The sequence below is a fragment of the Paraburkholderia sp. BR10936 genome, from assembly GCF_040965735.1.
Lineage (GTDB): Bacteria > Pseudomonadota > Gammaproteobacteria > Burkholderiales > Burkholderiaceae > Paraburkholderia > Paraburkholderia nodosa_A.
Window position 1 is genome coordinate 1 of sequence record NZ_JBFRCM010000033.1, and the last position, 23,801, is coordinate 23,801.

The following is a 23,801-nucleotide window of genomic DNA, read 5'->3' on the forward strand; positions in this document are numbered from 1 at the left end:
GTCTGGGCCGCGTGCTGCTCAACGATCCGGCCACGGGCGTGATGCGCCACGCGGATGCCGGCTACGAACTCGCGCAGCAGACCGCGCGCGAGGCAGGCCTCAAGCTGCCGATGCTCGGCCGATGAGCGGCGCGAAAGCGATAGGGGGCGCGGTGCAGGCTGCCAGGCTCACGCTGCTGCGTGGCGCGGCGCTCGTGGCGTCGCCGTGGAAGAACGGCGGCGGCGTCACGCGCGAAATCGCGGTGGCGCACGTGGCATCGCGTGCCGACGCGTCACTGGACGCGTTCGCGTGGCGCGTGAGCGTGGCCGATGTCGCGCAGGCGGGGCCGTTCTCGCGCTTCGAGGGCGTCGATCGGACGCTGGTGCTGCTCGACGGCGCGGGCATGCTGCTCGACGAAGCGGGGCGCACGCATGTGCTCACGCAGCCCCTCGACGTCGCGCATTTCGCGGGAGAAGCCGCGATCGACGCGCGCCTCGTGAACGGCGCCACGCGCGACTTCAACCTGATGGTGCGCCGCGATGCGGCGCGCGGCACGCTCGAAGTGTGGCGCGCAAACGAGCGGCGCAGCATGCATGCGCAAACGGTATTGCTCTACTGCGCGCAAGGCGGGCAGGATGTGCGCGTGGATAACGAACGTCACGTGCGCCTCGAAGCGGGTGACACGCTGCGCATCGATACGCTCGATGCGCAACGCTCCTTGAACATCGACACGCGCGGCGCGGGCGCCTTGCTCGCCGTTGCGCTAGATGTGCTGCAAGAGCCGCCGCAAGACACTACGGAAACGGCATCGCGCGATGCTGTGCATACCTGATGAAACGCACACTCTGGCAAAACCTCAACCTGTGCCCGCATGGCGATCCGGGCCACGTCGTCGAGAACGCGGCGATTGCTGTGGAAGACGGCAAGATCGCGTGGCTCGGCGCCGCTGCCGAATTGCCCGCGCCATTCACCGATTGGCCGTGCGAAGACCTGGGCGGCGCCTGGGTCACGCCAGGCCTCGTGGATTGCCACACACACCTCGTCTATGGCGGACAGCGCGCCGATGAATTCGCGCACCGCCTTGCGGGCATGAGCTACGAAGAAATCGCGCGGCAGGGCGGCGGCATCGTCTCGACGGTGCGCGCCACGCGCGCGGCCGACGAAGCCGCGCTGTTCGCGCAGTCGGCAACGCGTCTCGAAGCGTTGCTCGCCGAAGGCGTAACGGCAGTCGAGATCAAATCGGGCTATGGCCTCGATCTGGCGAGCGAGCGCAAGATGCTGCGCGTCGCGCGTCAGCTTGGCGAGCGTTATCCGGTCACGGTGCGGACGACGTTTCTCGGCGCACATGCGTTGCCGCCCGAGTTCGCCGGCCGCGCCGACGACTATATCGACGAAGTGTGCGAACGTATGCTTCCTGCGCTGGCCGACGAGGGGCTCGTGGACGCTGTCGATGTGTTCTGCGAACGAATCGGCTTTTCGCTCGCGCAGAGCGAGCGCGTGTTCGAGGCGGCCGCGCGGCGCAAGCTCGCGGTCAAGATGCACGCCGAGCAGCTTTCCAATAGCGGCGGCGCAGCGCTCGCGGCGCGTTACGACGCGTTGTCCGCCGACCATCTCGAGTTTCTCGACGAAGCGGGCGTCGCCGCCATGAAGCAGGCGGGCACGGTGGCGGTGCTGCTGCCGGGCGCGTACTACTTCATCCGCGAAACGCAGTTGCCGCCGCTCGACTTGCTGCGGCGCTACGAGGTGCCGATCGCCATTTCGACCGACAGCAATCCGGGCACGTCGCCCGCCACTTCGCTGCTGCTCATGATGAACATGGCGACCACGCTGTTTCGCATGACCGTGCCCGAGGTGTTGCAGGGCGTGACGCGGCATGCCGCGCAGGCTTTCGGCGACGCAGAGCGTCATGGCACGCTCACGGCTGGCCGTCCCGCAGACTTTGCCGTTTGGTCGGTGCAGTCACTCGCGGAGCTGGCTTACTGGATTGGCCGTCCGCTCTGCGCGCGCGTGGTGCGCGGCGGCGAGACCGTCTTTGAGCGTCGCGCATTTGAGCGTCGCGTTTGAGCGCAATTTTCAGCATGAATCACACCATCGAAACGAATCCGACTTCGCGCGCGCTCTTCGCCGAGTACGCTTACTTGACTGACGGCTGGCGCCGCAACGTGCTGCTCGAATGGGACGCCGCGGGAACGCTGCGCAACGTGACGCCCGATCTGGCGCAAGCGCCTGAAGGCGTCGCGCGTGCGTCGGGCCCGATCACGCCTGGCATGCCTAACCTTCATTCGCATGCGTTTCAGCGCGCCATGGCGGGCCTCACCGAATATCGCGCGAACCCCACCGACAGCTTCTGGAGCTGGCGCGACCTCATGTACCGCTTCGCGGCGCGCATCACACCCGACGATCTCGGGGCGATTGCGCGCTGGCTGTATGTCGAGATGTTGAAGGCGGGCTACACCTCTGTTTGCGAATTCCACTACGTGCATCACGGCAAGGATGGCCAGCGGTATGCGAGCCCCGCCGAACTGGCGCAACGCGTGGTGGACGCAGCGAACGTGACCGGCATCGGCATGACGATGCTGCCCGTGCTCTATCAATACAGCGGCTTCGGCGCGCAAGCGCCGCGCGACGATCAGCGGCGCTTCATCAACACGCCGGAACAGTTGCTCGGCATCGTCGAAGCGCTGCGTGCGTGGCAGCCCGAGCACGGCGCGTTGCGCTACGGCGTCGCGCCCCATTCGCTGCGCGCCGTCTCGCACGACTCCTTGCGCGCGCTGCTGGAAGGCCTGGATCGAGCGCTTCCCGGTGCACCGGTGCATATTCACATCGCCGAACAAACGGCCGAAGTCGAGGCATGCATGGCGATCGAAGGCGCGCGGCCGGTGCAATGGTTGCTCGACCGCTTCAACGTTAACTCGCGCTGGTGCCTCGTCCATGCCACGCATATCGATGCGAGGGAGACCGCCGCGCTTGCGCAGAGCGGTGCGATTGCGGGTCTGTGCCTCACGACCGAGGCGAATCTTGGCGACGGCATTTTCCCCACGCGCGAGTATCTCGATGCGGCCGGCGCGTTCGGCGTGGGCTCGGACAGTCACATCGGCGTGGACTGGCGCGCGGAGCTTCGCTTGCTCGAATACGGTCAGCGGCTCGCGCGGCGCGAGCGCAACGTGTTGGCCTCGACGCATCAGGCACAGGTTGCGGACCGCCTGTTCGACGCAGCGCTCGCCGGAGGCGCCAGTGCTACGGGGCGCAAGGTTGGCGCATTGAAGGAAGGCGCGCGCGCCGACTGGATCGTGCTCGACGCTCAACATCCGAACCTCGCCGAGCAAAAGCCGCTCACGTGGCTCTCGTCGGTCGTCTTTTGCGAACATGGCGAAACGCCCGTGCTCGACGTCTATACCGGTGGCGTCAAGGTCGTGGAAGCGCGCCGCCATCGCGACGAAGCCCGCCTTTACGCCGACTACCGCGCGGCGCTCGCCAGACTGCTGGCTGATGATTGAACGCAGGCGCCAATTCACGAGGCAACTTTCGATGACCGATATCTTTTCGCTGGAACGCGGCACCGCGCCGCTCATCATTTCGATCCCGCACCTGGGCACGCACATTCCGGCCGCGATGCACGGCGAGTACACGGACGTGGCGCTAACCGTCGCCGATACGGACTGGCATCTCGATCGCCTTTACGCGTTTGCGAAGGAGCTGGGCGCGACCGTGCTCGGCGCGCGCGTTTCGCGCTATGTGATCGACCTGAACCGCCCGCCGAACGACGAGAGCCTCTATCCCGGCCAGACCACCACGTCGCTGTGTCCGACCGAAACGTTTCGCGGCGAGCCGGTCTACCGCGACGGCTGCGTGCCCGACGCGCCTGAACGCCAGCGCCGCGTGAAGACATTCTGGCAGCCGTATCACGACACGCTCGCCGCCGAACTCGAGCGCCTGCGCGCGGCGCATGCGAATGTGCTGCTGTGGGAAGCGCATTCGATCGCGAGCGTTCTGCCGCGTCTGTTCGACGACAAGCTGCCCGACCTGAACATCGGCACCCAGGACGGCCGCACGGTGAACCCGGCGGTGCAGGCGCGCGCGGAACGCGCGGCGGCGGCAAGCGGCTATTCGTGGATCGCGAACGGACGTTTCAAGGGCGGCTACATCACGCGCCATTTCGGCGCGCCGCAGGACGGCGTGCATGCGATCCAGCTGGAGATGTGCCAGTCGGTTTACATGAACGAAACGGCGCCGTTCGACTACGTTCCCGCTCTCGCTGGGAAAGTCCAGCCGGTGCTGCGCGAAATGGTGGGCGGCGCGCTTGCGGAAATCGAGGCGATGAACGCCGCTGCGGCCTGAGCATTCCCGACGGCCGTCCAGGCTGGGCGTGGGCACAACGGCTCTCGATCGACGATCGAGAGCCGTTGTTGCGTTTAGAAGCGGTGAACGATGCCGATCTGCACGCCGCGCGCGTCCGCGCCGGGGTAGGCGAGCGGCAGGCCCGGATTCGCCGCGCCGGCGAGCGTGTAACTTGCCTGGTTACGGTTGCGCAAGAACGAAAGTGCGCCGTAGAAGTTCGTGGTTTTCGACAGGTCGTATTCGTACATCAAACCGATCTGATCGGCATTGTCCCCTTGCGACGTCCGATCGTGCAGGGTGGCGTAGCCGAGCGACACGGCATTGTTCACGTTGAACTGATACTTCGCGGAAAGGCCCACGGTATAGGCGTTCAGCGCCAGGTCGGGCCATTTCATGTCCGAATAGCCGCCGAAGATCGTGACGCGCCCGATCGCGTACGAGGCGCCCGCCATGATCGTGCGGTCTGTTGCGCTACCCTCGCTGTTTTTGAGCCACTGTCCCGCCACGAACGTGGCGAATGGGCCGTGCGCATAGGTCACGTCGAACTGTTGACTCGAGCCTGCGGAGCGCAGGCCGCCTGCGTCGCCGAAGCCCACGTAGATGCCGGCCTGAAGGCCCGCGAACTCCGGCGTGACATAGGAGACGGTGTTGCTCGTGCGGAACGTGAACACCGTGAGGTTGTCCATGGCCGAAGCCTGTGTCACGCCGCCAAAAGCGTCCTGGCCGCCTTGATCGTTGAAGAGCGGCGAATTTTGCCGGCCCACGCGCAACTGGCCCCAGCCGCCCGAGAGGCCGACCCATGCCTGGCGATCGAACAGCGAGCCCTTGGTGGCCAGCGTGCCGTCCGTGGGGTTGAAGCCGTTTTCGAGGGCGAACGACAGCGTCTGCCCGCCGCCCAGGTCTTCCTTGCCTTTGAGGCCGAAGCGGCTGCCCCATTGACCGCTCGAACCGAGCGCGGCCGTGTAGCCATTGCCGGTGTTGACGTATTGGGCGAATTCGTCGATGAGCCCATAGAGCGTCACGCCGTCCTGGGCAAGCGCGTTGTGCGCGAAGAGGCCGAGTGCGGTGGCGCAAAGTGAGTTTCTCGTGGCGCGAGCGGAAGGGCGAACAGCTGTAGCGGGGTGCTTTTTCATTATCAGTACAACTATTTTTCGGAGGAATGAAACGAACGCGCGGGTGGTGAGGCCCGCGCGAATGGGAACTATGTGGATCAGCGAAGCGGCGCGCTGCGCCGCACGGGTCAATCCTGCTCGACCGGCAGGATCAGGCGTTCCGGAATGACCGGCGGCGTGAGGCGCATGGCGGCGTAGTAGAGCACGCCCGGCACGATCAGGCCGAGAATCCACGAGATGTCCGTGCCGCCGAGTGCGTCGACGAAGGGGCCCGTATAGAAGCTCGTCGAGATGAACGGCATTTGCACCAGCACGCCGAGCACGTAGATGCCAATGGCCTTGGCGTTCCAGCGGCCGTAGCGGCCATCGGGATTCGAGAGCGCCGGCACGTCGTAGCGCGAGCGCGTGAAGCAGTAGAAGTCCACCAGGTTGATCGCGCTCCACGGTGTGAAGAACGCCAGCAGAAACAGGATGAACGCCGTGAATTCCTTGAGGAACGAGTGGCGCCCCGCAAGCGCGACGAGCGTCGAGATGCCCACCATGCCGATGATGTAGAGGAAGCGGTGGCGCGTGGAAATCGCGCGCTTCGCGCGAAACGCGCTCACGATCGTCGCCATCGACATGAAGCTGCCGTAGGCGTTGAGCGTGGTGACGGTGAGCTTGCCGAACGCAATGCTGAAGTAGAGCATCGCGGCGACCGCGCCGCTCGCGCCGAGGCTCACGATATACGCCACCTCATGGTGCGCGAACGCGTGGCCCGCGAGCGCGGCAGCAAACACGCCGAACACCATCGCTGCCTGCGCGCCGACCACCGAGCCGAGCCCGACGGCGAGGAACGTGCGCACGGGCGAAGTCGAGCGCGGCAAGTAGCGCGAATAGTCGGCAACGTAGGGGCCGAATGCGATCTGCCACGAAGCCGAAAGCGACATGGAAAGCAGGAAGCTCGCGATCGAAAAATGGCGATTGGCCAACAGCGCGCCGATATCGTGGTGCGCAAAGAGCTGCGCGAACATGAACACGAACGCGAGCACGCCGATCACGCTGGCAATGCGGCCGACGAAGTGAATCGAGCGATAGCCGAGCAGCGTCAGCACGACGATGAGTGCCGCGAAGAGGCAGATGCCCGCGGTATCGGAAACGTCGAGTAGTTGCGCCGTGGCCTGGCCGGCAAGCACCGTGCCGCTCGCGGAAAAGCCGACGTACATGATGCAGACGAGCACGATTGGAATGGCCGCGCCGTAGACGCCGAACTGCACGCGGCTGGAGATCATCTGCGGCAGGCCGAGCTGCGGGCCTTGCGCGCCGTGCAGCGCCATGACCGTGCCGCCTATGAGTTGGCCAGCCAATAGCGCGATGAGCGACCAGAAGACGTCCCCGCCAAGTACGACGGCGAGCGCGCCGGTAATGATCGCGGTGACCTGCAGGTTCGCGGAAAGCCAGAGCGTGAACTGGCTGAACAGGCTGCCGTGGCGCTCAGAATCGGGGATGTAGTCGATCGAGCGCGTTTCCAGGATCTTGCGGCCATCGGTTTCGAGGTTGGCGACGGATTCAGGCATGGCCACGGACGGCTCCGAACATTGGGGTGAGTGCAGGGCGTCCGCGAGCCGCGGACGATGGGAATGTCCGCATGATGTTGTATAGACAACTTAGGAGAAATTGGGGATTACCCTGTCGATGCGTGGCTTACAAAAGCCACTCGATAGGCAGGGTGGAGAAGAACCAGACGCTCAGGCGCTGGTTCCATGTGGTGTTCGGCTCGGTGTCGTAGCGGATGACCGTGTCATCGGAAAGGCGCGTCCAGTAGAGCTTGCCGTTCTCGTCGAGGTGCGCCTGATACGCGAGCTGCGGCACGCGCGTCCAGAACGCTTTTTCGATCTGGGTGGCGAGCACGGGGCTGTCGATCACGAGCCCGAGTTCGGTGTTGAGGTTGGCTGAGCGCGGGTCGAAATTCACCGAGCCGACGAAGACGCGCTCTGCATCCACGGCGAAGGTCTTGGCGTGCAGGCTCGAGCCCGTGCTGCCGAACGGGCCACTGCCTGCGCCTTTGCCCGCGGCTTTGTCTGAACCCTTGCTCGTGCCCGCCGCGCGCCGCAGTTCGAACAGCTCCACGCCGCCTTTGAGCAGCGCCACGCGGCGCCGCGCGTAGCCGGAATGGACGGCGGACACATCGGTGGCTTCGAGCGAGTTCGTCAGTACTCGCACGGTCACGCCCTGGGCGGCGAGCTGGGTGAAGTATTGCGTGCCCACCTCGCCCGGCACGAAGTACGGCGAAACCAGATCGAGTTCGCGGTGCGGATCGCCGACGATCTCGTGGAGCTGGCTGAGGATGAGCGTCTCCTTGGGCGCCGTGCCCAGCGCTTTGGCCGGATCGTCGCTGACCAGCTGCGTCTTCGCCCATTCGAGCGGCAGCGTGCCGTCCAGCAGACGGCGCACGTCGGTGGTCTTGCGCAATGATTCGATGTATTCCGCCGCGGCCGGATCGGTGCGCGCGGCAAGCGCTTCGCGATCGAGTGTAGCGAGTGCATCGGGCGCCACGTAGGGCAGGATTTGGGACGCGGGGAATGACGAAGCGCTGGCCCAGTAGCGGTCGAAGTCGTTCGCGACATCGGTGGCGGCGGGGCCGATGGCGAGCACGTCGAGGTCGGCGAATACGACGCCGTCGGTCGCGCCAAAATATTCGTCGCCGATATTGCGGCCGCCAAGGATGGTCGCCACGCCGTCAGCCGTGAGCGACTTGTTGTGCATGCGCCGGTTCAGCCGCGAGAAGTCGGTGATAAAGCCGATGGCTTTGGGCTTGCGGGTGACGAACGGGTTGAACAGCCGAACCTCGATGTTGGGATGCCCATTGAGCGCCGCGAGCGTGGGGTCGAGGGAGGACGGAATGCCGTTGTCGTCGAGCAGCAGGCGCACGCGCACGCCGCGGTCGGCGGCTTCGCGCAGTTCTTCGAGCAGCAGCGTACCCGTGAGATCGTTGCGCCAGATGTAGTACTGGACGTCCAGCGTACGCTGGGCGTTGCGCACGAGCGCCACGCGCGAGGCGAACGCGTCGAGCGGGTTCGCGAGCGGGTCGATGCCGGTGGAGTCGGGATGGGTGGCGAGTTCGGCCGCTACGGCTTTGCCAAGTTGAGTCGATCGCGCTTCGGCTGACGTGAGCGCCGTCGTTTGCGTGCGCTCGCCGATAGGAGGTAACTGCTGACACGCGGCAAGACCTGTGGCGAGCGCGATTGCGCACAGCGGCAACGCCATGGCGCGCAGTTTTCGCAACCCGTTTGCAGCCAGCGCGATGAGCGATCTTTGCATGGAGCGTCCGCTTTTCCGTGTCGATCCCGCTTCTAGGCGCGAAGCGCGGGGCTTCGCGAGTGAGCGTGCAACGACGTTAGCTTACGCGATTGGCGTGGCGGGCACCACGACGGGCGTACAGCCAAGGAGCGAACGCGTGGGTGTTGCGAGCTTAGTGCGCGTCGAGCGCCGCTTGCGCGCGGGCGCGGGAGTCTTGCGCCGACTGGTTGCGCTCGGCCCGGGCGTCACGTGCTTCCTGCTTGAAGGTCTGGCGCGCTTCCGCCGTGCGGGCGCGCTGTTGCCGGTTGGCCTCGCGAACTTCCATGCGCTTCTGAACGATCGGGTCGTTATGCGTCACCGTGGTGGCGGGCTGGCCTTCCTGGCTTGCCGGTGCGGGGGTCTGTGCAAACACCTGGCCCGCAAACAGGGCGCTGGCCACGATGGCGACGACGGCAACGGTGCGAGTTCTGATTTTCATGAGTTTCTCTCCGGAAAATAAGTTTGGGTTGCTAATTAATTCTCGTGCTCGGGTAAAGCCGAGAGCGGGGCCTGTCGAGCGATCAGAGGCGGGTGGCCTCGTCCGCTCTTGTCTTCTGAGCTTTCATTTTACTTTCCAGTTGAGGCAGGTCAACCCGAGAGAGGCTCTAGCGACATGGCCGTGCGGCCGCGATGCGCCTATTCATAGGCCATTGAGGAATTCGCATGACAGATGGTCGCAGTTGCGCGTTCTGTCACCGACGCAGCATGTCTGCAATCGTTTGTGTGAGCAACGTCTGCTTGTGTGCTTTCCGGTGAATCATCCCCACCGTGCGGATGAGTGGCCGCCCAGGCAGCGGCACGAGTCGCAGATTCGGATCGCTCTGCCATTTGCCGCCTTGCAGGACGGGTAACACACTCACGCCCACGTCGTTGCGCACCAGCGAGACAATCGTTTCGATCGAGTTCAGCTCCAGGTATTCGAGCGGTTCGATGCCTAGCTCGCGCAGGGCGCGGTCGATCACGACGCCCGTCGGCACGCGCCGGTCGAAGCGCAGAAAGCTGCGCTCGCGCAGGATGCGTCGCGCATCGTCGCCGGGCGTCGCGCAGCTCGTCACGAGCATGAGGGGCTCTTCGTAGAGCGGCGTCCAGGCGAGCGACTCGTGAAGCGAACCATCTGCACTGCCAACCACGACGGCGAGGTCCACGTCGCCGTCTTCCACCATGCGCGCCAGTTCGTTCGAGCGCGCCGAGGTGAGGCGCACTTCGAGTTCCGGGTGGCCCGTTTTCAGATGCGCGACGGCCAGCGAAAGCGCGCCGATCACCGACACCACCGCGCCGATGATGATCGAGCCGCGCATCGTGTCGCCCGCGCTGGCGGGCAACTCGTCGATCAGCGCGAGAATGTGATCGACCTTCGCGCAGATCTCGCGGCCTTCGCGCGTGAGCGCGACCTGGCGCGCACGGCGGTCGAAGATCTGCCGGCCGAGCGCCTCTTCGAGCCCGCGCATTTGCAGGCTCACGGCCGCCTGGGTGAGCGCCGATTTTTCCGCCGCCGTGGCGAACGACCCGCTGCGTGCGACGGCCTGCAAGGTGCGGAGCATGCGTAGGGTTAGCATGTAAATAAAACTTAAGTGTCGACAATAAAATATTAATATTTTTTCGCTTGATCCTTCAAGATAATCGACAGATCGGCGTGAGCCGTGCGCGCCGCAATTGAGTGCGGCCGTGCGCGTGCCGCTGCTTTCGTTCATTACCGGAATCCGGACTTCCATGACGCGCTTCAACTGGCAAAACCCCTATCCGACGCCGCGCCTGCCGGTGTTCGCCCGCAATATCGTTTCGACATCGCATCCGCTTGCCGCGCAGGCCGGGCTGCGCATGCTCTGGAAAGGCGGAAATGCCGTCGACGCCGCCATCGCCGCCGCGGCCGCCATCACGGTGGTCGAGCCGGTATCGAACGGCCTGGGCAGCGATTGCTTTGCGCTCGTGTGGGATGGCGCGAAGCTGCACGGCCTGAACGCGTCGGGCAACGCGCCGGCGGCGTGGAGCGTCGACTATTTCCGCCGCAAATACGGCGAGGAAAACGGTCTCGCGAAGCAGCCCAAACGCGGCTGGGACACGGTGACCGTGCCTGGCGTGATCGCGGGCTGGGAAGCGCTGCATGCGAAGTTCGGCAAGCTGCCATTCGCGGACCTGATGGAACCGGCCATCGAGATCGCGGAGCGCGGCCATGCGGTAGCGACTATCGTCACGCGCAAGTGGCAGGCGGCGATTCCCGAGCTGCACAATCAGCCGGGCTTTGCCGAAACGTTCATGCCGCGCGGCCGCGCGCCCGAAGTGAGCGAGCGCGTGTGCTTCCCCGGCCACGCCGCCACGCTGCGGCGTCTTGCGGAACGCGGTCCGCGCGACTACTACGAGGGCGAGCTCGCCGAGCGCATCGCCGCGTTTGCGCGCGAAGGCGGCGCGGCGCTCACGCTGGACGACCTGCGCAACTATCGCCCGGAATGGGTCGAGCCGATCGGCAAGAACTATCGCGGCTACACGGTCCACGAGATTCCGCCGAACGGACAGGGCATCGCCGCGCTGATCGCGCTCGGCATTCTCGAGCAGTTCGACATGGGCTCGCTCGCGCTCGACAGCCTCGAATCGCAGCATCTGCAGATCGAGGCCATGAAGCTCGCGTTCGCCGACGTCTATCGCTACGTTGCCGATCCGCGTTCGATGGAAGTCACGCCCGAGCAGATGCTCGACGACGCCTATCTGAAAGCGCGCGCGAAGCTGATCGACCCGAAGCGCGCCACGCACTTCGATTTCGGCATGCCGCGTTCGGGCGGCACGATCTATCTGTCCGCCGTGGACGAGCGCGGCATGATGGTCAGCTTCATCCAGTCGAACTACATGGGCTTCGGTTCGGGCGTGGTCGTGCCGGGCACGGGCATCGCGCTGCAGAACCGCGGCTGCGGCTTTTCGATGGACCCGGCATCGCCCAACGTCGTGGCAGGCGGCAAGCGCCCGTTTCACACCATCATTCCGGCGTTCCTCACGCAGCAGGTGGACGGCCGCCAGGAAGCGGTGATGAGCTTCGGCGTAATGGGCGGCGACATGCAGCCGCAAGGGCATTTGCAGTCGGTCGTGCGCATGCTCGACTACGGCCAGCAGCCGCAGGCCGCGTGCGATGCGCCGCGCTGGAAGGTCAACCGCGACTTCACGCTCGACATCGAATCGACCTTCAACCCGCAGACGGCGCGCGCGCTGCAAGGGCTCGGCCACGAGATCAAGGGCATCGACGATCCGTACATGGACTTCGGCTCGGGCCAGTTCATCTGGAAGCTCGATCGCAACGATCCCGAGCGCGGCTATGTGGCCGCGAGCGACACGCGCCGCGACGGGCTCGCAGCGGGTTTCTAGGCGGCAAACCGGCAAGCAGTATTTGATGCGAACGGGAATACCTCGCTCGCGGTTCACGACGATCAATGAGTAGACCAAATAAAAACGGAGGAGACTGACATGGAGACCGGTTCATCGGTAACGGGTGCGCCGCTCAACCGCGGCATGGTGCGCCGCATCGTGTTCTCCTCGTCGATCGGCAATGCGCTGGAGTGGTTCGACTTTCTCGTGTACGGCTACTTCGCGCCGATCATCGCGAAGCAGTTCTTTCCCGTGCACGACGAATGGCTGTCCACGCTGCTGGCGGTCGGCACCTTCGGAATCTCTTTCCTCATGCGGCCGCTCGGCGCGATCGTGCTGGGCGTCTACGGCGACCGTAAGGGACGCAAGGCAGCGCTCACGCTCGCCATTGCGCTCATGATGGCGGGCACGCTCGCCATGGCCGTCATGCCGCCGTATGCGTCGATCGGCATCGCCGCGCCGCTCCTGATCCTGCTCGCGCGCCTCGTGCAGGGCTTTGCCGTAGGCGGTGAATTCGGCAGCGCGACGGCGTTCATGGTCGAACACGGCCCCTCGAAGCGCGGCTACTACGCGAGCTGGCAGTTCGCGAGCCAGGGCGCGGCCGCGATTCTCGCAGCGTCGTTCGGCGGCGTGCTCGCATGGTGGCTGCCGCCCGAGCAGTTGCAGGCGTGGGGCTGGCGCGTGCCGTTCTTCTTCGGGCTCGTGCTCGGGCCCGTGGGCTGGTACATTCGCTCGCATCTGGACGAGACGCCCGAATTCGTCGCGAACCAGCAAGCGCACAGCGAACAGGATGCGCGCGCAACGAGTGAGCCGGGGCTCGGGCGCCAGTGGGTGAACCTGGTGCTCGCGGTGGGTATCGTTGCGCAGTCCACCGTCGGCGTGTACATCCTCCAGCTCTACATGCCGATGTACGCGGTGAAGCAGCTCCACATGGCGGCGGCAACCTCGTTCGGCGTGGTCGTGCTCAACGGCGGCCTGCAGTTCGCGCTTTCGCCGGTGATGGGCGCGCTCTCGGACCGCATCGGCCGCATCCGCATCATGCTGACCACGTCGATCCTGCTCGCGGCGCTCACGTATCCCATGTTCGCGCTGCTGCAGCGACACCCCACGCTCGGCTGGCTGCTCGTGCTCCAGGGCGCGGCGGGCATCTTCAAGGCCGCCTATTCGGGCCCGATGCCAGCGCTGATGTCGGAGATCTTTCCCGTGCGCGTGCGCTCTGCGGGGCTTTCCATCGCGTATAGCCTTGGCGTGACGCTCTTCGGCGGCTTCGCGCCGACGATTGCCGAAGTGCTGATTCACGTGACGGGCGATACGCTCGCTCCCGCGTATTACGTCTCGCTTGCCGCCGTGATCTCGGGCGTTTCGCTCGCGATCGTCGGCTGGCGGACGATGCGGAAGGCTTCGATGCGCACCACGCTCGCGAGCTGAAATTCGGAAGTCCGAACTGACCCGATTGTTCTTGCGCCCGCAGAATCGCTCCTTAAACAGGGCGTGAATGCGGGCGCGGTGTTTTTGCACGACTTCTTCGCGACTTCGTGTGGGCCTCGCTGAAGCGTCACGAAAGTGGTGATATAGTCGCCCCCTCACCGCCGTCCGGCGGGGCGAGCATTACGTTTTGTCAGGTTTCGGGAGAGTATATGGCAGTCGAATATCGTGGCTTTCGAGTCACTGTCGATGCGAAAGCAGACGCGACGGACACGCAATGGCTGTGCCGCGCGGTTATGGAAGGTGTCGACGCACAGGTGGAAACGGCGAAGCTGCCTTCCGTGGAGCTTGCCATTCCCAAGCTGAAGATCGATGTGCTGATGGCGCTGAGCGTGGTCGAGCAAACGGCGAAGCAGGCCGTCGACGAATGGTGGCACGCCAGGCAGCCGGAAATGGCCTGATGTTTCAGGCGCAGGCAACCCCGCTGCGGTTGCCGCGCCTCGCGCTCAACGCGCACTGACCCGATTGCGCGGCGTGCCTTCGCAAAACGCCGCGATGTTTTCCACGAGTTGATCCGCAAGCGCCTGCATGGCTTCATCGCTCGCCCACGCAACGTGGGGTGTGAGGATGAACGCCGGATGCGAGACGATGGCCTGAAACGGGTGATCGGCAGGCAACGGTTCCTGCGTCACGACATCGAATCCCGCGCCTGAAATCGCTGCGCTTTGCAGGGCGTCCACCAACGCCGCTTCGTTCACGAGTCCCCCACGCGCCGTATTGATCAGCAAGGGCCGCCGCTTCATGCGCGCGAATGCCGTGGCGTCGATCAGATCCCGCGTTTCCACGGTGAGCGGACAATGCAGCGTAATGATGTCGCTTTCTTCTAGCAGCGCTTCGAGCGGCACGTAGCCCGCTTGCGCGTCGTTGCGCGTCTTGCGCGCGGCGAACAGCACGCGCAGGCCGAGCGCGCGTCCCATTTGCGCGACGGCCTGTCCCAGTGCGCCGTCCCCGATCACGCCGAGCGTCGAACCCGCGAGATTGCGGATTGGATGATCAAAGAAGCAGAACTGTCCCGATTCGAGCCAGCGCCCTGCGCGCACGGCGTCGCGATACGCGGCCAGGCTGCGGCGCAGCGCAAATATCAATGCGAACGTATGTTCCGGCACGCTGTTGCCGGCGTAGTCGCGCACGTTGCTCACGACGATGCCGCGCGTCGCGCAGGCGGCCAGATCGACGTTGTCCGTGCCCGTGGCGGCGACGGCGACCATGCGCAGGCGGGTCGCGCCAGCCAGCGCTTCGGCGCTGATGCGCGCCTTGTTCGTGATGACGATATCGGCGTGGCGAATGCGGGCGACGACCTCTTCGGGCGCGGTGCGCTCGAAGGTTTCCAGGGTGTGGTCGAACGGCAGCGGACGCAGCCGCGTCTGGGGCGCGAGCGTCGCGCGATCGAGAAAAACGACGTGCATGATGTCTGGCCTGAGCGAAAGAGGGGGCAGTCCGCGATTGTCGCGCACCGGGTGCGCGGCTGGCTTGCTCGATCCGCCAACTGGGTTTCCGGTGAGGAAATGCGCAGCGACGCCGCGCCACAGGCCTTCGCTGCCTTTCCATTTGCTCAAGCCAGATTGAGCAAGCATCGATTATCAAAGGGTGCGGGCCGGTTCATCATGTCTCCCATAGTCAGTCGCAGACAGTCCGAAATAACCCCTTTCATGGGACCAGAGTCAGGAGCTTTGCATGGGATCAGAGTAAGGAGCTTTGCATGGGATCAGAGTAAGCGTTAAAGCGCTAACTCTGATCGACAGCTAAAGCGCTAACTCTGATCGACAGCTTTGCCCCAACTCTGGTCGACAGGAGACACAGCCATGCCACGACCACTCGAAGGCATCCGCGTTCTGGAGCTCGGACAGCTCATCGCGGGTCCGTTTGCTGGCCGCATGCTCGCCGAGTTCGGCGCGAGCGTCATCAAGGTGGAGCCGCCCGGCGTGGGCGATCCGTTGCGCAAGTGGCGCCTGCTGCACGACGGCACGTCGGTCTGGTGGGCCGCCCAGTCGCGCAACAAGGAATCCATCACGCTCGATCTGCGCACGCCCGAAGGGCAGGACGTGATTCGCCGTCTCGTAGCGGAAACCGACGTCCTGATCGAAAACTTCCGCCCCGGCACGCTCGAAGGCTGGGGCCTCGGCTGGGACGAACTCAGCGCGATCAATCCCGGCCTCATCATGCTGCGCGTGTCGGGCTACGGGCAGACCGGCCCGTATCGCGACCGGCCCGGTTTCGGCGTGGTCGCCGAAGCGATGGGCGGCCTGCGTCACCTGAGCGGCGAGCCTGAGCGCACACCGGTGCGCGTCGGCATCTCGATCGGCGATTCGCTCTCTGCGCTGCATGGCGTCATCGGCGTCCTGCTGGCGCTGCGGCATCGCGAGCAGCAGGGCGGACGGGGCCAGGTCGTCGACGTCGCGCTCTACGAGTCGGTCTTCAACATGATGGAAAGCCTGCTGCCCGAGTATTCGGTGTTCGGCGCCGTGCGCCAGCCGGCAGGCAGCAGCCTGCCCGGCATCGCGCCGAGCAACGCCTACCGCTGCAGCGACGGCAAGTACGCGCTGATCGCAGGTAATGGCGACAGCATCTATCGCCGCCTGATGGAACTCATCGGCCGCCCGGACCTGGGCAACGATCCGGCGCTCGCGCAGAACGACGGACGCGTCGCGCAGGTCGAGCGCATCGACGCCGCCATCGGCGAATGGACCGCGCGGCGCACGCTCGACCAGGTGCTCGCGGCGCTCAACGAGGCGCGTATTCCAGCGGGCCGCATCTACGACATCGCAGACATCGCGGCCGATCCGCATTACCACGCCCGCGAGATGATCGTGGACGATACCTTGCCCGACGGCACGGCGGTGCAAGTGCCGGGCGTGGTGCCCAAACTGTGCGGCACACCCGGCACGATCGAGCGTAGCGCGCCGATGCTCGGCGAGCATACCGAAACGGTGCTGGAATCGATAGGCGTAGACGCCGCTACGCGCGAAACATGGCGCGCGCGCGGTGTAATCTGAACGGAGAGCGGCAAGATGACGACCGGAAATAAGGACAACTTCAAGGGCAAGGTGCTGTATCTGAACGAAGTCGCGACGCGCGACGGTTTCCAGAACGAAGCCGCCTTCATCGACACTGACGACAAGATCGCGCTGATCGACCGCCTGAGCGCCTGCGGCTACGCGAAGATCGAAGTGACCTCGTTCACGTCGCCCAAGGCGATTCCCGCACTGCGCGACGCCGAGGCGGTGATGCACGGCATCGAGCGCGTGCCGGGCGTCGTCTATACGGTGCTCGTGCCGAACGTGCGCGGCGCGGAGCGCGCGCTGTCGTGCAACGTCAATGAAGTGAATCTCGTGATGTCGGTGAGCGAGACTCACAATCGCACCAACCTGCGCATGACGCGCGAGCAGTCGTTCGCGCAGTTGCGCGACGTGATCGACGCCGTGCGCGGCACAGGCGTCGCGATCAATGTTTCGCTCTCCACAGCAATGGGCTGCCCGATGGAAGGCGACGTGCCCGTGCAGGACGTGCTCGGCTGGATGCAGCGTTTTGCCGAACTGGGCGTGCAGGGCGTGACGCTTTGCGATACCACCGGCATGGCGCATCCCGCGCAGATACGGACGTTGTGCGAAAGCGCTGCGCAGGCGTTCGGCACACTCGAACTGACGCTGCACTTCCACAACACGCGCGGCATGGCGCTCGCCAACACGCTTGCGGCGCTCGATGCGGGCATCGTGCGCTTCGACGCTTCGCTTGGCGGTCTTGGCGGCTGTCCGTACGCGCCGGGTGCGAGCGGCAATGTGTGCACCGAAGAACTCGTGCACATGCTCGAACTCGACGGCTACGACACCGGCGTCGATCTCGCCGCCGTGCTCGACGCCGCCGCGCTGTTGCCCGGCCTGATCGGTCATGACGTGCCCAGCCAGATTCTGAAGGCCGGCCGCCGCCTCGACCTGCATCCGGTGCCTGAGCAGGCGCAAGGCATGCCCCCACAACGCGCGTACTCATGACAAGGAGCGAAGCATGGCGTTGATCGACCACCTCGACCATCTGGTGCTGACCTGCGTGGACCCTGAGGCCACGAAGCACTTCTATACGGAAGTGTTGCAGATGCAACTGGAGACCTTCGGTGCGGGGCGGCTCGCGTTTCGCTTCGGCAACCAGAAGATCAATCTGCATGTGCGTGGCGCGGAGTTCGAGCCCAAGGCGCATGTGCCGGTGCCGGGCGCGCTCGATCTGTGCTTCATCGCTGCGGTGCCGCTCGATGTGGTGATCGCGCATCTCGCCGGGAAGAACTGGCCGATCGTCGAAGGTCCGGTCGAGCGCACGGGTGCGACGCAGAAGATTCGCTCCGTTTATGTGCGTGACCCCGATCTGAACCTCATCGAAATTTCCGAGCCGATCCAGGCCGGTTGATCCCTCTCGCCAGTTTTTGCCGTCGAGCCGGGGGGCGCCGGTTGGGCGGCGAGCACGCCGGCCCGCATGGCCGGCACGCGGACGTGCATCGCAGCACGTCCACCTCTCCATTCCCACATCTGCACTTCCTCCCGAGCCCGCGATGCAGGACAATCGTCTCTCGCGCCGGCTTTGCCCCATTCATCATGGTCAATCCACTTCACTTCGATCTGCAGTCGCTGCGGGTCTTTCTGCTCGTCGCGGAACATGGCAGCCTCACCAAGGCCGCCGAGCACGGGCAGCTCACGCTTTCGGCCGTCAGCAAGCGCATTGCCGAACTCGAAAGCGTGACCGACTGCGCCTTGTTCATCCGTCGCGCGCGCGGCGTGGATCTGACGCCCGCGGGGCATGCGCTGCTGGAGCACGCCACGCGCGTGGTCGATCAGGTCAATCGCATGGCCACCGAAATGAGCGATTACGCCGCCGGCGTGCGCGGGCACGTGCGCATGTGGGCGAATACGTCGGCGATCGTGCAGTTTCTGCCCGTCGATCTCGCCTGCTTCCTGAATGAGCATCCAGGCATCAAGGTCAGTCTCGAAGAGCGGCTGAGCCACGAAATCGTCGAAGCGCTCGACGCAGGCAAGGCCGACCTCGGCGTGTTCGCCGACAACGTGCCCGCACCCGGCATCGAGCGGCGCCTCTATCGCCGCGACGAACTCGTGTTGCTCGTGCCGCGCAGTCATCACTTTGCGCAACTCGAGGTGATTCGCTTCGCCGATACGCTCGACGAAGACTACGTGGGCCTGAGCGATGGCAGCTCGCTGCTCGCGCGCATGACGGACGCGGCATTCGCCGTCGAGCGATCGCTGAAGCTGCGCATCCAGGCCTCGAACTTCGACGGCGTGTTTCGCATGATCGAAGCAGGACTGGGCATCGGCGTGCTGCCGCGCGACGCGGTGAGCGACGAGCGCGGCAAAGCCGGCGTCGTCAAGGTGAAGCTGGCGGACACGTGGGCGACGCGCACGCTCTGGATCGGCATGAAGGCGGATAGCGCGCCAAGCTCGGACATCGTGAGCCTGTTCGACTACATGTCGGCGCGCGCAGAGCAATGAAAAGCGGGGCGGCCCCGCAAGACGCGGCAGCCGCCCCGATGACGCTGGGACGCTTGAGGTATCGGACGCTCAGACGGGATTGATCTCATCCTGGCTGCGCCGCGTGGTGAGGGGCCCGAACGCACGCAAGGTCACGGCAACGATGGCGAGCGCGGCGGAGATCACCCCGAACATCGCAATCGGGCCGTGCTGCGTGAGCACCGGCAACAGGATGAAGGGCAGGGCGCTGCTCATGATGCGCGAGAGCGAATAGGTGCTGCCGATCGCTGTCGAGCGCACGCTGGCGGGGAAAATCTCGGCCTGGTACACGTGGTAAGCGTTGCTGAACACATTCGATGCGCATGTCGTCAGTACGCCGAAGCAAACGATCAGCGCGGCCTGCCCCGAGTACGCGAAACCAAGGCCAAAAATACCGATGGAGATCAGCGAGGCGATCACGAGCGTGCGGCGCTCGATCCAGTTGAGCAGCGGCACGGAGAGCAGCGAGCCGATCGGGTAGCCGAGGAACGAGAGGGCCACGAACAGCGTGCTGCCCGTCACGTCGATGCCGCGGCTCTTCACGACGACGCCTGCAAGCGTACCGAAGCCGTAGTAGCCGAAGGCCTGGAACAGGTGAAACACGACGAGCATGACATAGCGCTTGTCATAGGGCGCGCGCCGCAGCAGGGCAATGCGTTCGGCGAGGCTCAGCGGATGCTGGCGCGTTTTCGGCTCGGCAAAGCGCTTCGGCATCGGCGCGCCGGCGCTTTGCGCGAAGCGGCCCAGCATCGCATAGGCCTCGTCGGCGCGGCCTTGCGCCAGCAGCCAGCGTGGGCTTTCCGGCAGGCGATGCTGCACGGCCAGCACGAACAGGGCGCCAAGGCTGCCGATGGCGAGGATGATGCGCCATCCCGCAATGCCGGCAGGATGGATCGGATTGAGCCAAACCGCGAGGAAACCGACCAGCGGCACCGCGACGTACGAGGTGGTATAGGCCCACGCGGCCATCCGGCCGCGTTTCTCCTTCGGCAGGATCTCCGAAAGGAAGCTATCGGCCACGGGATAGATCGCGCCGACGCCCACGCCGGTCAGAAAGCGGCAGACCACGAGCATGGTGGCGTCCACGGAGAACGCTGCGAGCAGCGAGAACGCGCTGTACCACACGAGCGTGAACAGGAAGGCGCGCCGGCGGCCGATGCGGTCGGCGAGACTGCCGAGGAAGAGCGAGCCGAAGAACATGCCGACGAAGGCCGAGGCCAGCAAGAGCTTGAACGCGAGGCTGTGCGCATCGAGTCCGTATTCGTTCTGCAGCGCGGCGCCGATCGAACTGACGAGGAAGATCTCGTACATGTCGAAGAAGAGGCCAATGCCGATCACCCACACCACGAAGCGGTGCAGCGCGCCCACGGGCATGTCGTCCATGAAGCTGCTGAGCGTGACGCCCTGGTGGCCTGGCAATGGGGCTTCCGCGGCGAGCGGGCGGTGTGGCGCTTCGCCCGGCGCGCTGCCGCCCAGGTCGAGGGGATGGCTGTTCATGCTGTCTCCGGTATTTTCGATGCCGCGTCACGAGCCGCGGTCGGGGCGCAAATCCGTACGAACGGTACGGAGAAGGCGTGATGGCAAGTGTGGGAGATTTTCGCGAGCGCGAAAATTGAGGAAGGGTGAAGCGTGCTTTCCCGCGGGGAAAGGCTGGGGCGGGGCGGCGCGTTATAGCCGCGCCGTTGCGCCCGAAATGCGTCTGGCTTTGCTTGCTTATGCGATCGCGAGGCAGATGCCAGGTTCAGATCTGCAGCCGCTCGAGAACTTCAAGGAAGAGCAGCACGGCAATGAGGATGCCGATCCACCTTACCGTCAGTCTGAGGTTGAGGAGCGTCGGTCCCAGCGAGCTCACGGCTTCCGCGACGACCTTCGCCGCCCCCGCCGGGTCGCTGCTCGCCGCCGAGCCACGCAATGAAGCCGTCGCAAAGTCGATGCGCAGATGGGTGACATAGCCAGTCGCTATGTTCGGCCATTCGACCGTGTCGTCCCCTTCATCGGGCCGCAGAAAGAGCCGGGGCTGGCGTGACGGCTCGGCCGCGGGATCTTCGGACGTATAGAGGTGCCGCATGGCCAGACCCAGCTCTACCGCGCCAAGCTGGCCGTCCGAGATCGCCTTCGCCAGCACCTGCAGGCAGGCAGGGGGAATGTGGCACGCGAGCCACCACCGATCGGGCTCTCCGGTCTCGTCATCGGCGGCATTGAAGCCCAGCCGGGCGGTGCCGAGCGCCACATCGGACATCGAGTTGCCCAGTTCGTCTTCCAGTGCGCGCAGGCCAAGCCGGTCGGCCGTGCTGACGTCGCGGGCTTCGAAGCTTACCTGAAGCACGCGCGTCGCCAGCTGCGGAAAGCCAATGATCGCAAGCTCCTGGCCGTCGAGATGCGCCGCGCCGTGGAGCGACGTGGACAGAACCGGCTGCCGGTCCTGATCCAGCGGCTCGACGAGTTGCTGCGCCACCTGAAGCTGTTCCAGCTTCAACCACATCGACGTGGTGGGGTAGTACGTCCGCTTCGCGCTTGCCAGCTCGACGAGTTCAAGAGCGTGATCGTTGCGTTCAACGAGATTCACCGCCGCTCTCTTTTCCAGAAAATCCATGTTCCCCCCCACGCCGCCAGGTCCCTCGCCGGCATGAGACCGGGAGGTGAGTGCCGTCCGTCTGACCGCGTGATCGAGAATCGTCCGCGGTATTCCGGTTTGCGCGTGATGTGAATAGGGGGGATTGTACCCATCGGAAAGTTCGCCGCTATATGCCACAGGGCACATAAGAACGACATTTCAATCCTCAGATTGATTCGAAGAATCACGTCGATTCGAAATGAAAATGAAAGCCATGACGGTACACGAGCGTTCCCCTTGCAGACCGGAATCGAGGCATGAGGCGCCGCTTGTGTTGGCCAGGACACACTCCATCGCCCGTCAGGACCACGGCCGCGCAACGCGATGGGTTTGCCCTACTGCAAGTGTAGGGAGGTAACCCATCGCAGGCTCCGCTGCCGATATCCAGAATCCACATACGGGTCAGTGTGACGAATGCATCAGCCCGCAACTGCAGTCGAGCGTGACGTTCAGCGCCTGACGCGCTGCTTGACCCCAAGGACGGAGGTCATATGTTCAGCATCCGCATGTGTCGCAATAGCGTGGCAGCCCTGCTATGCATGATGTTTGCGATCCCCTCATTTTCCCAATCGTTCATGGTTCAATGCCCGCCGACCACGCCGTCTCATCCGTCGGCGCTGCCCGCGGGCGCCGGCGAACCGCCGTACACGGGACCGTCCTTCACGGGCCAGACCTCGGCATCGACCGGTGTCGTCAACGGCGCCATCAAGTGCCAGCAGATCTCGGGTGGCGACGGCTATGCGACGATGGCCAACGGCGTGCAGACCTATCTGTTCGCGTTCGGGCCGTTGTCCGGTCTTGCCGACATCAAGGCCGGATTGCCCGGCACGCAGTTCGCCTCGGTGTTCAACACCGTCGGCGATCCGAGAACGGATCCGACCTACAACGGCGCGGTCGGTCTCACGCCCGATCCGGAATCGACGCCGCCTGGCCAGCTCACGGGCCATGTCGACCCGCGGCCGATCATGGACATCGGCGTGATGAACGGCAACGAGCCCGCGCCGATGATGGCGATCGACGAGGATGACGAGTTCTTCCTCACGCTCACGAACGTCGGCATGATCATGCGCCCCGACCTGTTCGAGAAGCACACGGTGCACTTTCACGGCTATCCGAATGCCTCCTCGTTCTACGACGGCGTGCCGGACGCCTCGGTCGCGATCAACATCGGCGCGAGCTTCACGTACTACTACCTCGCGCCGGATGCGGGCACCTACTTCTGGCACTGCCACATCACGCCCCCGGAGCACCTGCAGATGGGCATGGTCGGCCAGATCTTCGTGCGTCCGCGTCAGAACCGCGTGCCCGCCGGCAAGTCGCTGTATCAGTCGCTGGTGTTGCAGCAGCAGGATCTGCGCACACGGTGCGGCACCGACATTCTCTGCACGACGCCGCTGCCGCCACAGAACGGCGTGCTGCACGTGAACAATTTGAGCGGGACGCCCACGCTCTACGCATACAACGACGGCGATGGCTCGACCGCCTATGACGTCGAGTATCCGGTGCAGATCCATGGCTTCGATCCGAACTTCCACTTCGTCGGCATGACGTTCAATCCGGAGCCCTTCACCGACATGAAAGACAAGTTCTTCATGCTGAATGGCCGCAGCTATCCGGACACCGTCAATCCGAATGCGCTTTCGACGCCCGCGTCGGACGGCGTGCCGCGCTTCTCGCAACCGCTGCCGTCGCTGATCAATATCCCCGTCGGCGGCAAGGTGCTGCTGCGCATCTCGGACCTCGACGTCACGGAATATCAGACGCTCGCCTCGCTCGGCATTCCGATGCACGTGGTCGCGCTCAATGCGCGGCTGCTGCGCGACATGGCCGGCAACGACATGACCTACTACACGAACTCGATCACGCTCGGCGGCGGGGAGTCGCTCGACCTGATCCTCGACGCCACCGACACGACGAAGTATCAGTCAGGGCAGGTCTTCTACCTGTACACGCCGAATCTGGACCATCTGGCGAACGACCAGGAAAACTTCGGAGGACTGATGACCGAGGTGCACATCTGCAGGTCGGTGGATCCGAAGACGAAGGTCTGCACGCTATGAGACGCATCATGCACGCGATAAAGACGGTTCATGGCTGCCCTGCCAT

General features: G+C 64.8%; 21 protein-coding genes. 13 read left to right on the forward strand and 8 right to left on the reverse strand.

What is annotated here, in order from left to right:
• The 5 genes from AB4Y36_RS37815 to hutG all read left to right on the forward strand — a co-directional run.
• A partial coding sequence (locus tag AB4Y36_RS37815; protein WP_343676248.1) for a hypothetical protein occupies window positions 1–125 on the forward strand: 125 nt, incomplete at its 5' end.
• Window positions 122–811: a HutD family protein gene (locus AB4Y36_RS37820; protein WP_342946304.1), complete on the forward strand. Its 690-nt coding sequence runs from the start codon at window positions 122–124 to the stop codon at window positions 809–811. The genes AB4Y36_RS37815 and AB4Y36_RS37820, both read left to right, overlap by 4 nt.
• Window positions 811–2,043 (forward strand): imidazolonepropionase, encoded by a 1,233-nt coding sequence (gene hutI / locus AB4Y36_RS37825; protein ID WP_368685642.1) that lies wholly within the window; start codon window positions 811–813, stop codon window positions 2,041–2,043. The genes AB4Y36_RS37820 and hutI overlap by 1 nt, the downstream gene beginning before the upstream one ends.
• 14 nt (window positions 2,044–2,057) lie before the next feature.
• On the forward strand, window positions 2,058–3,476 hold the full coding sequence (locus AB4Y36_RS37830; RefSeq protein ID WP_368685643.1) for a formimidoylglutamate deiminase: 1,419 nt from the start codon (window positions 2,058–2,060) through the stop codon (window positions 3,474–3,476).
• 31 nt (window positions 3,477–3,507) lie between these two features.
• Window positions 3,508–4,317 (forward strand): N-formylglutamate deformylase, encoded by an 810-nt coding sequence (hutG, locus tag AB4Y36_RS37835; RefSeq protein ID WP_368685644.1) that lies wholly within the window; start codon window positions 3,508–3,510, stop codon window positions 4,315–4,317.
• 74 nt (window positions 4,318–4,391) lie between these two features.
• Here the strand turns inward: hutG and AB4Y36_RS37840 are convergent, their stop codons facing one another.
• The 5 genes from AB4Y36_RS37840 to AB4Y36_RS37860 all read right to left on the reverse strand — a co-directional run bounded on the left by AB4Y36_RS37840 (window position 4,392) and on the right by AB4Y36_RS37860 (window position 10,303).
• On the reverse strand, window positions 4,392–5,450 hold the full coding sequence (locus AB4Y36_RS37840) for a porin (RefSeq protein ID WP_069267170.1): 1,059 nt from the start codon (window positions 5,448–5,450) through the stop codon (window positions 4,392–4,394).
• A 107-nt stretch (window positions 5,451–5,557) separates the two neighbouring features.
• Complete coding sequence (locus AB4Y36_RS37845; protein ID WP_342946299.1) at window positions 5,558–6,985, reverse strand: cytosine permease; 1,428 nt, start codon at window positions 6,983–6,985, stop codon at window positions 5,558–5,560.
• Between the two features lie 127 nt (window positions 6,986–7,112).
• Complete coding sequence (locus AB4Y36_RS37850; RefSeq protein WP_342946640.1) at window positions 7,113–8,675, reverse strand: phospholipase D family protein; 1,563 nt, start codon at window positions 8,673–8,675, stop codon at window positions 7,113–7,115.
• A gap of 205 nt (window positions 8,676–8,880) precedes the next feature.
• Entirely contained in the window at window positions 8,881–9,186 is a 306-nt protein-coding gene (locus AB4Y36_RS37855; protein WP_069267167.1) for a hypothetical protein, read from the reverse strand.
• A 253-nt stretch (window positions 9,187–9,439) separates the two neighbouring features.
• Entirely contained in the window at window positions 9,440–10,303 is an 864-nt protein-coding gene (locus AB4Y36_RS37860; RefSeq protein ID WP_069267166.1) for a LysR family transcriptional regulator, read from the reverse strand.
• Between the two features lie 154 nt (window positions 10,304–10,457).
• Here AB4Y36_RS37860 and AB4Y36_RS37865 point away from each other — a divergent pair, with 154 nt between their 5' ends.
• The 3 genes from AB4Y36_RS37865 to AB4Y36_RS37875 all read left to right on the forward strand — a co-directional run bounded on the left by AB4Y36_RS37865 (window position 10,458) and on the right by AB4Y36_RS37875 (window position 13,981).
• Window positions 10,458–12,095: a gamma-glutamyltransferase family protein gene (locus tag AB4Y36_RS37865; RefSeq protein ID WP_368685645.1), complete on the forward strand. Its 1,638-nt coding sequence runs from the start codon at window positions 10,458–10,460 to the stop codon at window positions 12,093–12,095.
• Between the two features lie 99 nt (window positions 12,096–12,194).
• Window positions 12,195–13,523 (forward strand): MFS transporter, encoded by a 1,329-nt coding sequence (locus tag AB4Y36_RS37870; RefSeq protein WP_368685646.1) that lies wholly within the window; start codon window positions 12,195–12,197, stop codon window positions 13,521–13,523.
• 209 nt (window positions 13,524–13,732) lie between these two features.
• Window positions 13,733–13,981, forward strand: coding sequence for a hypothetical protein (locus tag AB4Y36_RS37875; protein ID WP_069267164.1), 249 nt, complete (start codon window positions 13,733–13,735; stop codon window positions 13,979–13,981).
• Window positions 13,982–14,026: 45 nt separating this feature from the next.
• Here AB4Y36_RS37875 and AB4Y36_RS37880 read toward each other — a convergent pair whose 3' ends face one another.
• Window positions 14,027–14,986: a D-2-hydroxyacid dehydrogenase gene (locus tag AB4Y36_RS37880; RefSeq protein ID WP_368685647.1), complete on the reverse strand. Its 960-nt coding sequence runs from the start codon at window positions 14,984–14,986 to the stop codon at window positions 14,027–14,029.
• A gap of 396 nt (window positions 14,987–15,382) precedes the next feature.
• Here AB4Y36_RS37880 and AB4Y36_RS37885 point away from each other — a divergent pair, with 396 nt between their 5' ends.
• From AB4Y36_RS37885 to AB4Y36_RS37900, 4 genes are all read left to right on the forward strand, one after another.
• Window positions 15,383–16,573: a CaiB/BaiF CoA transferase family protein gene (locus AB4Y36_RS37885; RefSeq protein WP_368685648.1), complete on the forward strand. Its 1,191-nt coding sequence runs from the start codon at window positions 15,383–15,385 to the stop codon at window positions 16,571–16,573.
• A 15-nt stretch (window positions 16,574–16,588) separates the two neighbouring features.
• Entirely contained in the window at window positions 16,589–17,566 is a 978-nt protein-coding gene (locus tag AB4Y36_RS37890; protein ID WP_368619022.1) for a hydroxymethylglutaryl-CoA lyase, read from the forward strand.
• A gap of 13 nt (window positions 17,567–17,579) precedes the next feature.
• A complete protein-coding gene (locus AB4Y36_RS37895) occupies window positions 17,580–17,972 on the forward strand; it encodes a VOC family protein (RefSeq protein WP_069267160.1) in 393 nt (130 codons plus the stop codon).
• A 185-nt stretch (window positions 17,973–18,157) separates the two neighbouring features.
• A complete protein-coding gene (locus AB4Y36_RS37900) occupies window positions 18,158–19,063 on the forward strand; it encodes a LysR family transcriptional regulator (RefSeq protein ID WP_368685649.1) in 906 nt (301 codons plus the stop codon).
• Window positions 19,064–19,132: 69 nt separating this feature from the next.
• Here AB4Y36_RS37900 and AB4Y36_RS37905 read toward each other — a convergent pair whose 3' ends face one another.
• Both AB4Y36_RS37905 and AB4Y36_RS37910 read right to left on the reverse strand, forming a co-directional pair.
• Window positions 19,133–20,578, reverse strand: coding sequence for an MFS transporter (locus tag AB4Y36_RS37905; RefSeq protein WP_069267158.1), 1,446 nt, complete (start codon window positions 20,576–20,578; stop codon window positions 19,133–19,135).
• Window positions 20,579–20,822: 244 nt separating this feature from the next.
• The gene (locus AB4Y36_RS37910; protein WP_069267157.1) at window positions 20,823–21,674 is read right to left on the reverse strand and encodes a hypothetical protein; all 852 of its coding nucleotides are present in this window, start codon (window positions 21,672–21,674) and stop codon (window positions 20,823–20,825) included.
• A gap of 512 nt (window positions 21,675–22,186) precedes the next feature.
• Between AB4Y36_RS37910 and AB4Y36_RS37915 the strand changes: the two genes are divergently transcribed.
• Window positions 22,187–23,755, forward strand: a complete 1,569-nt coding sequence (locus tag AB4Y36_RS37915) for a multicopper oxidase domain-containing protein (protein WP_069267156.1) — start codon at window positions 22,187–22,189, stop codon at window positions 23,753–23,755.
• Window positions 23,756–23,801: the final 46 nt, after the last annotated feature.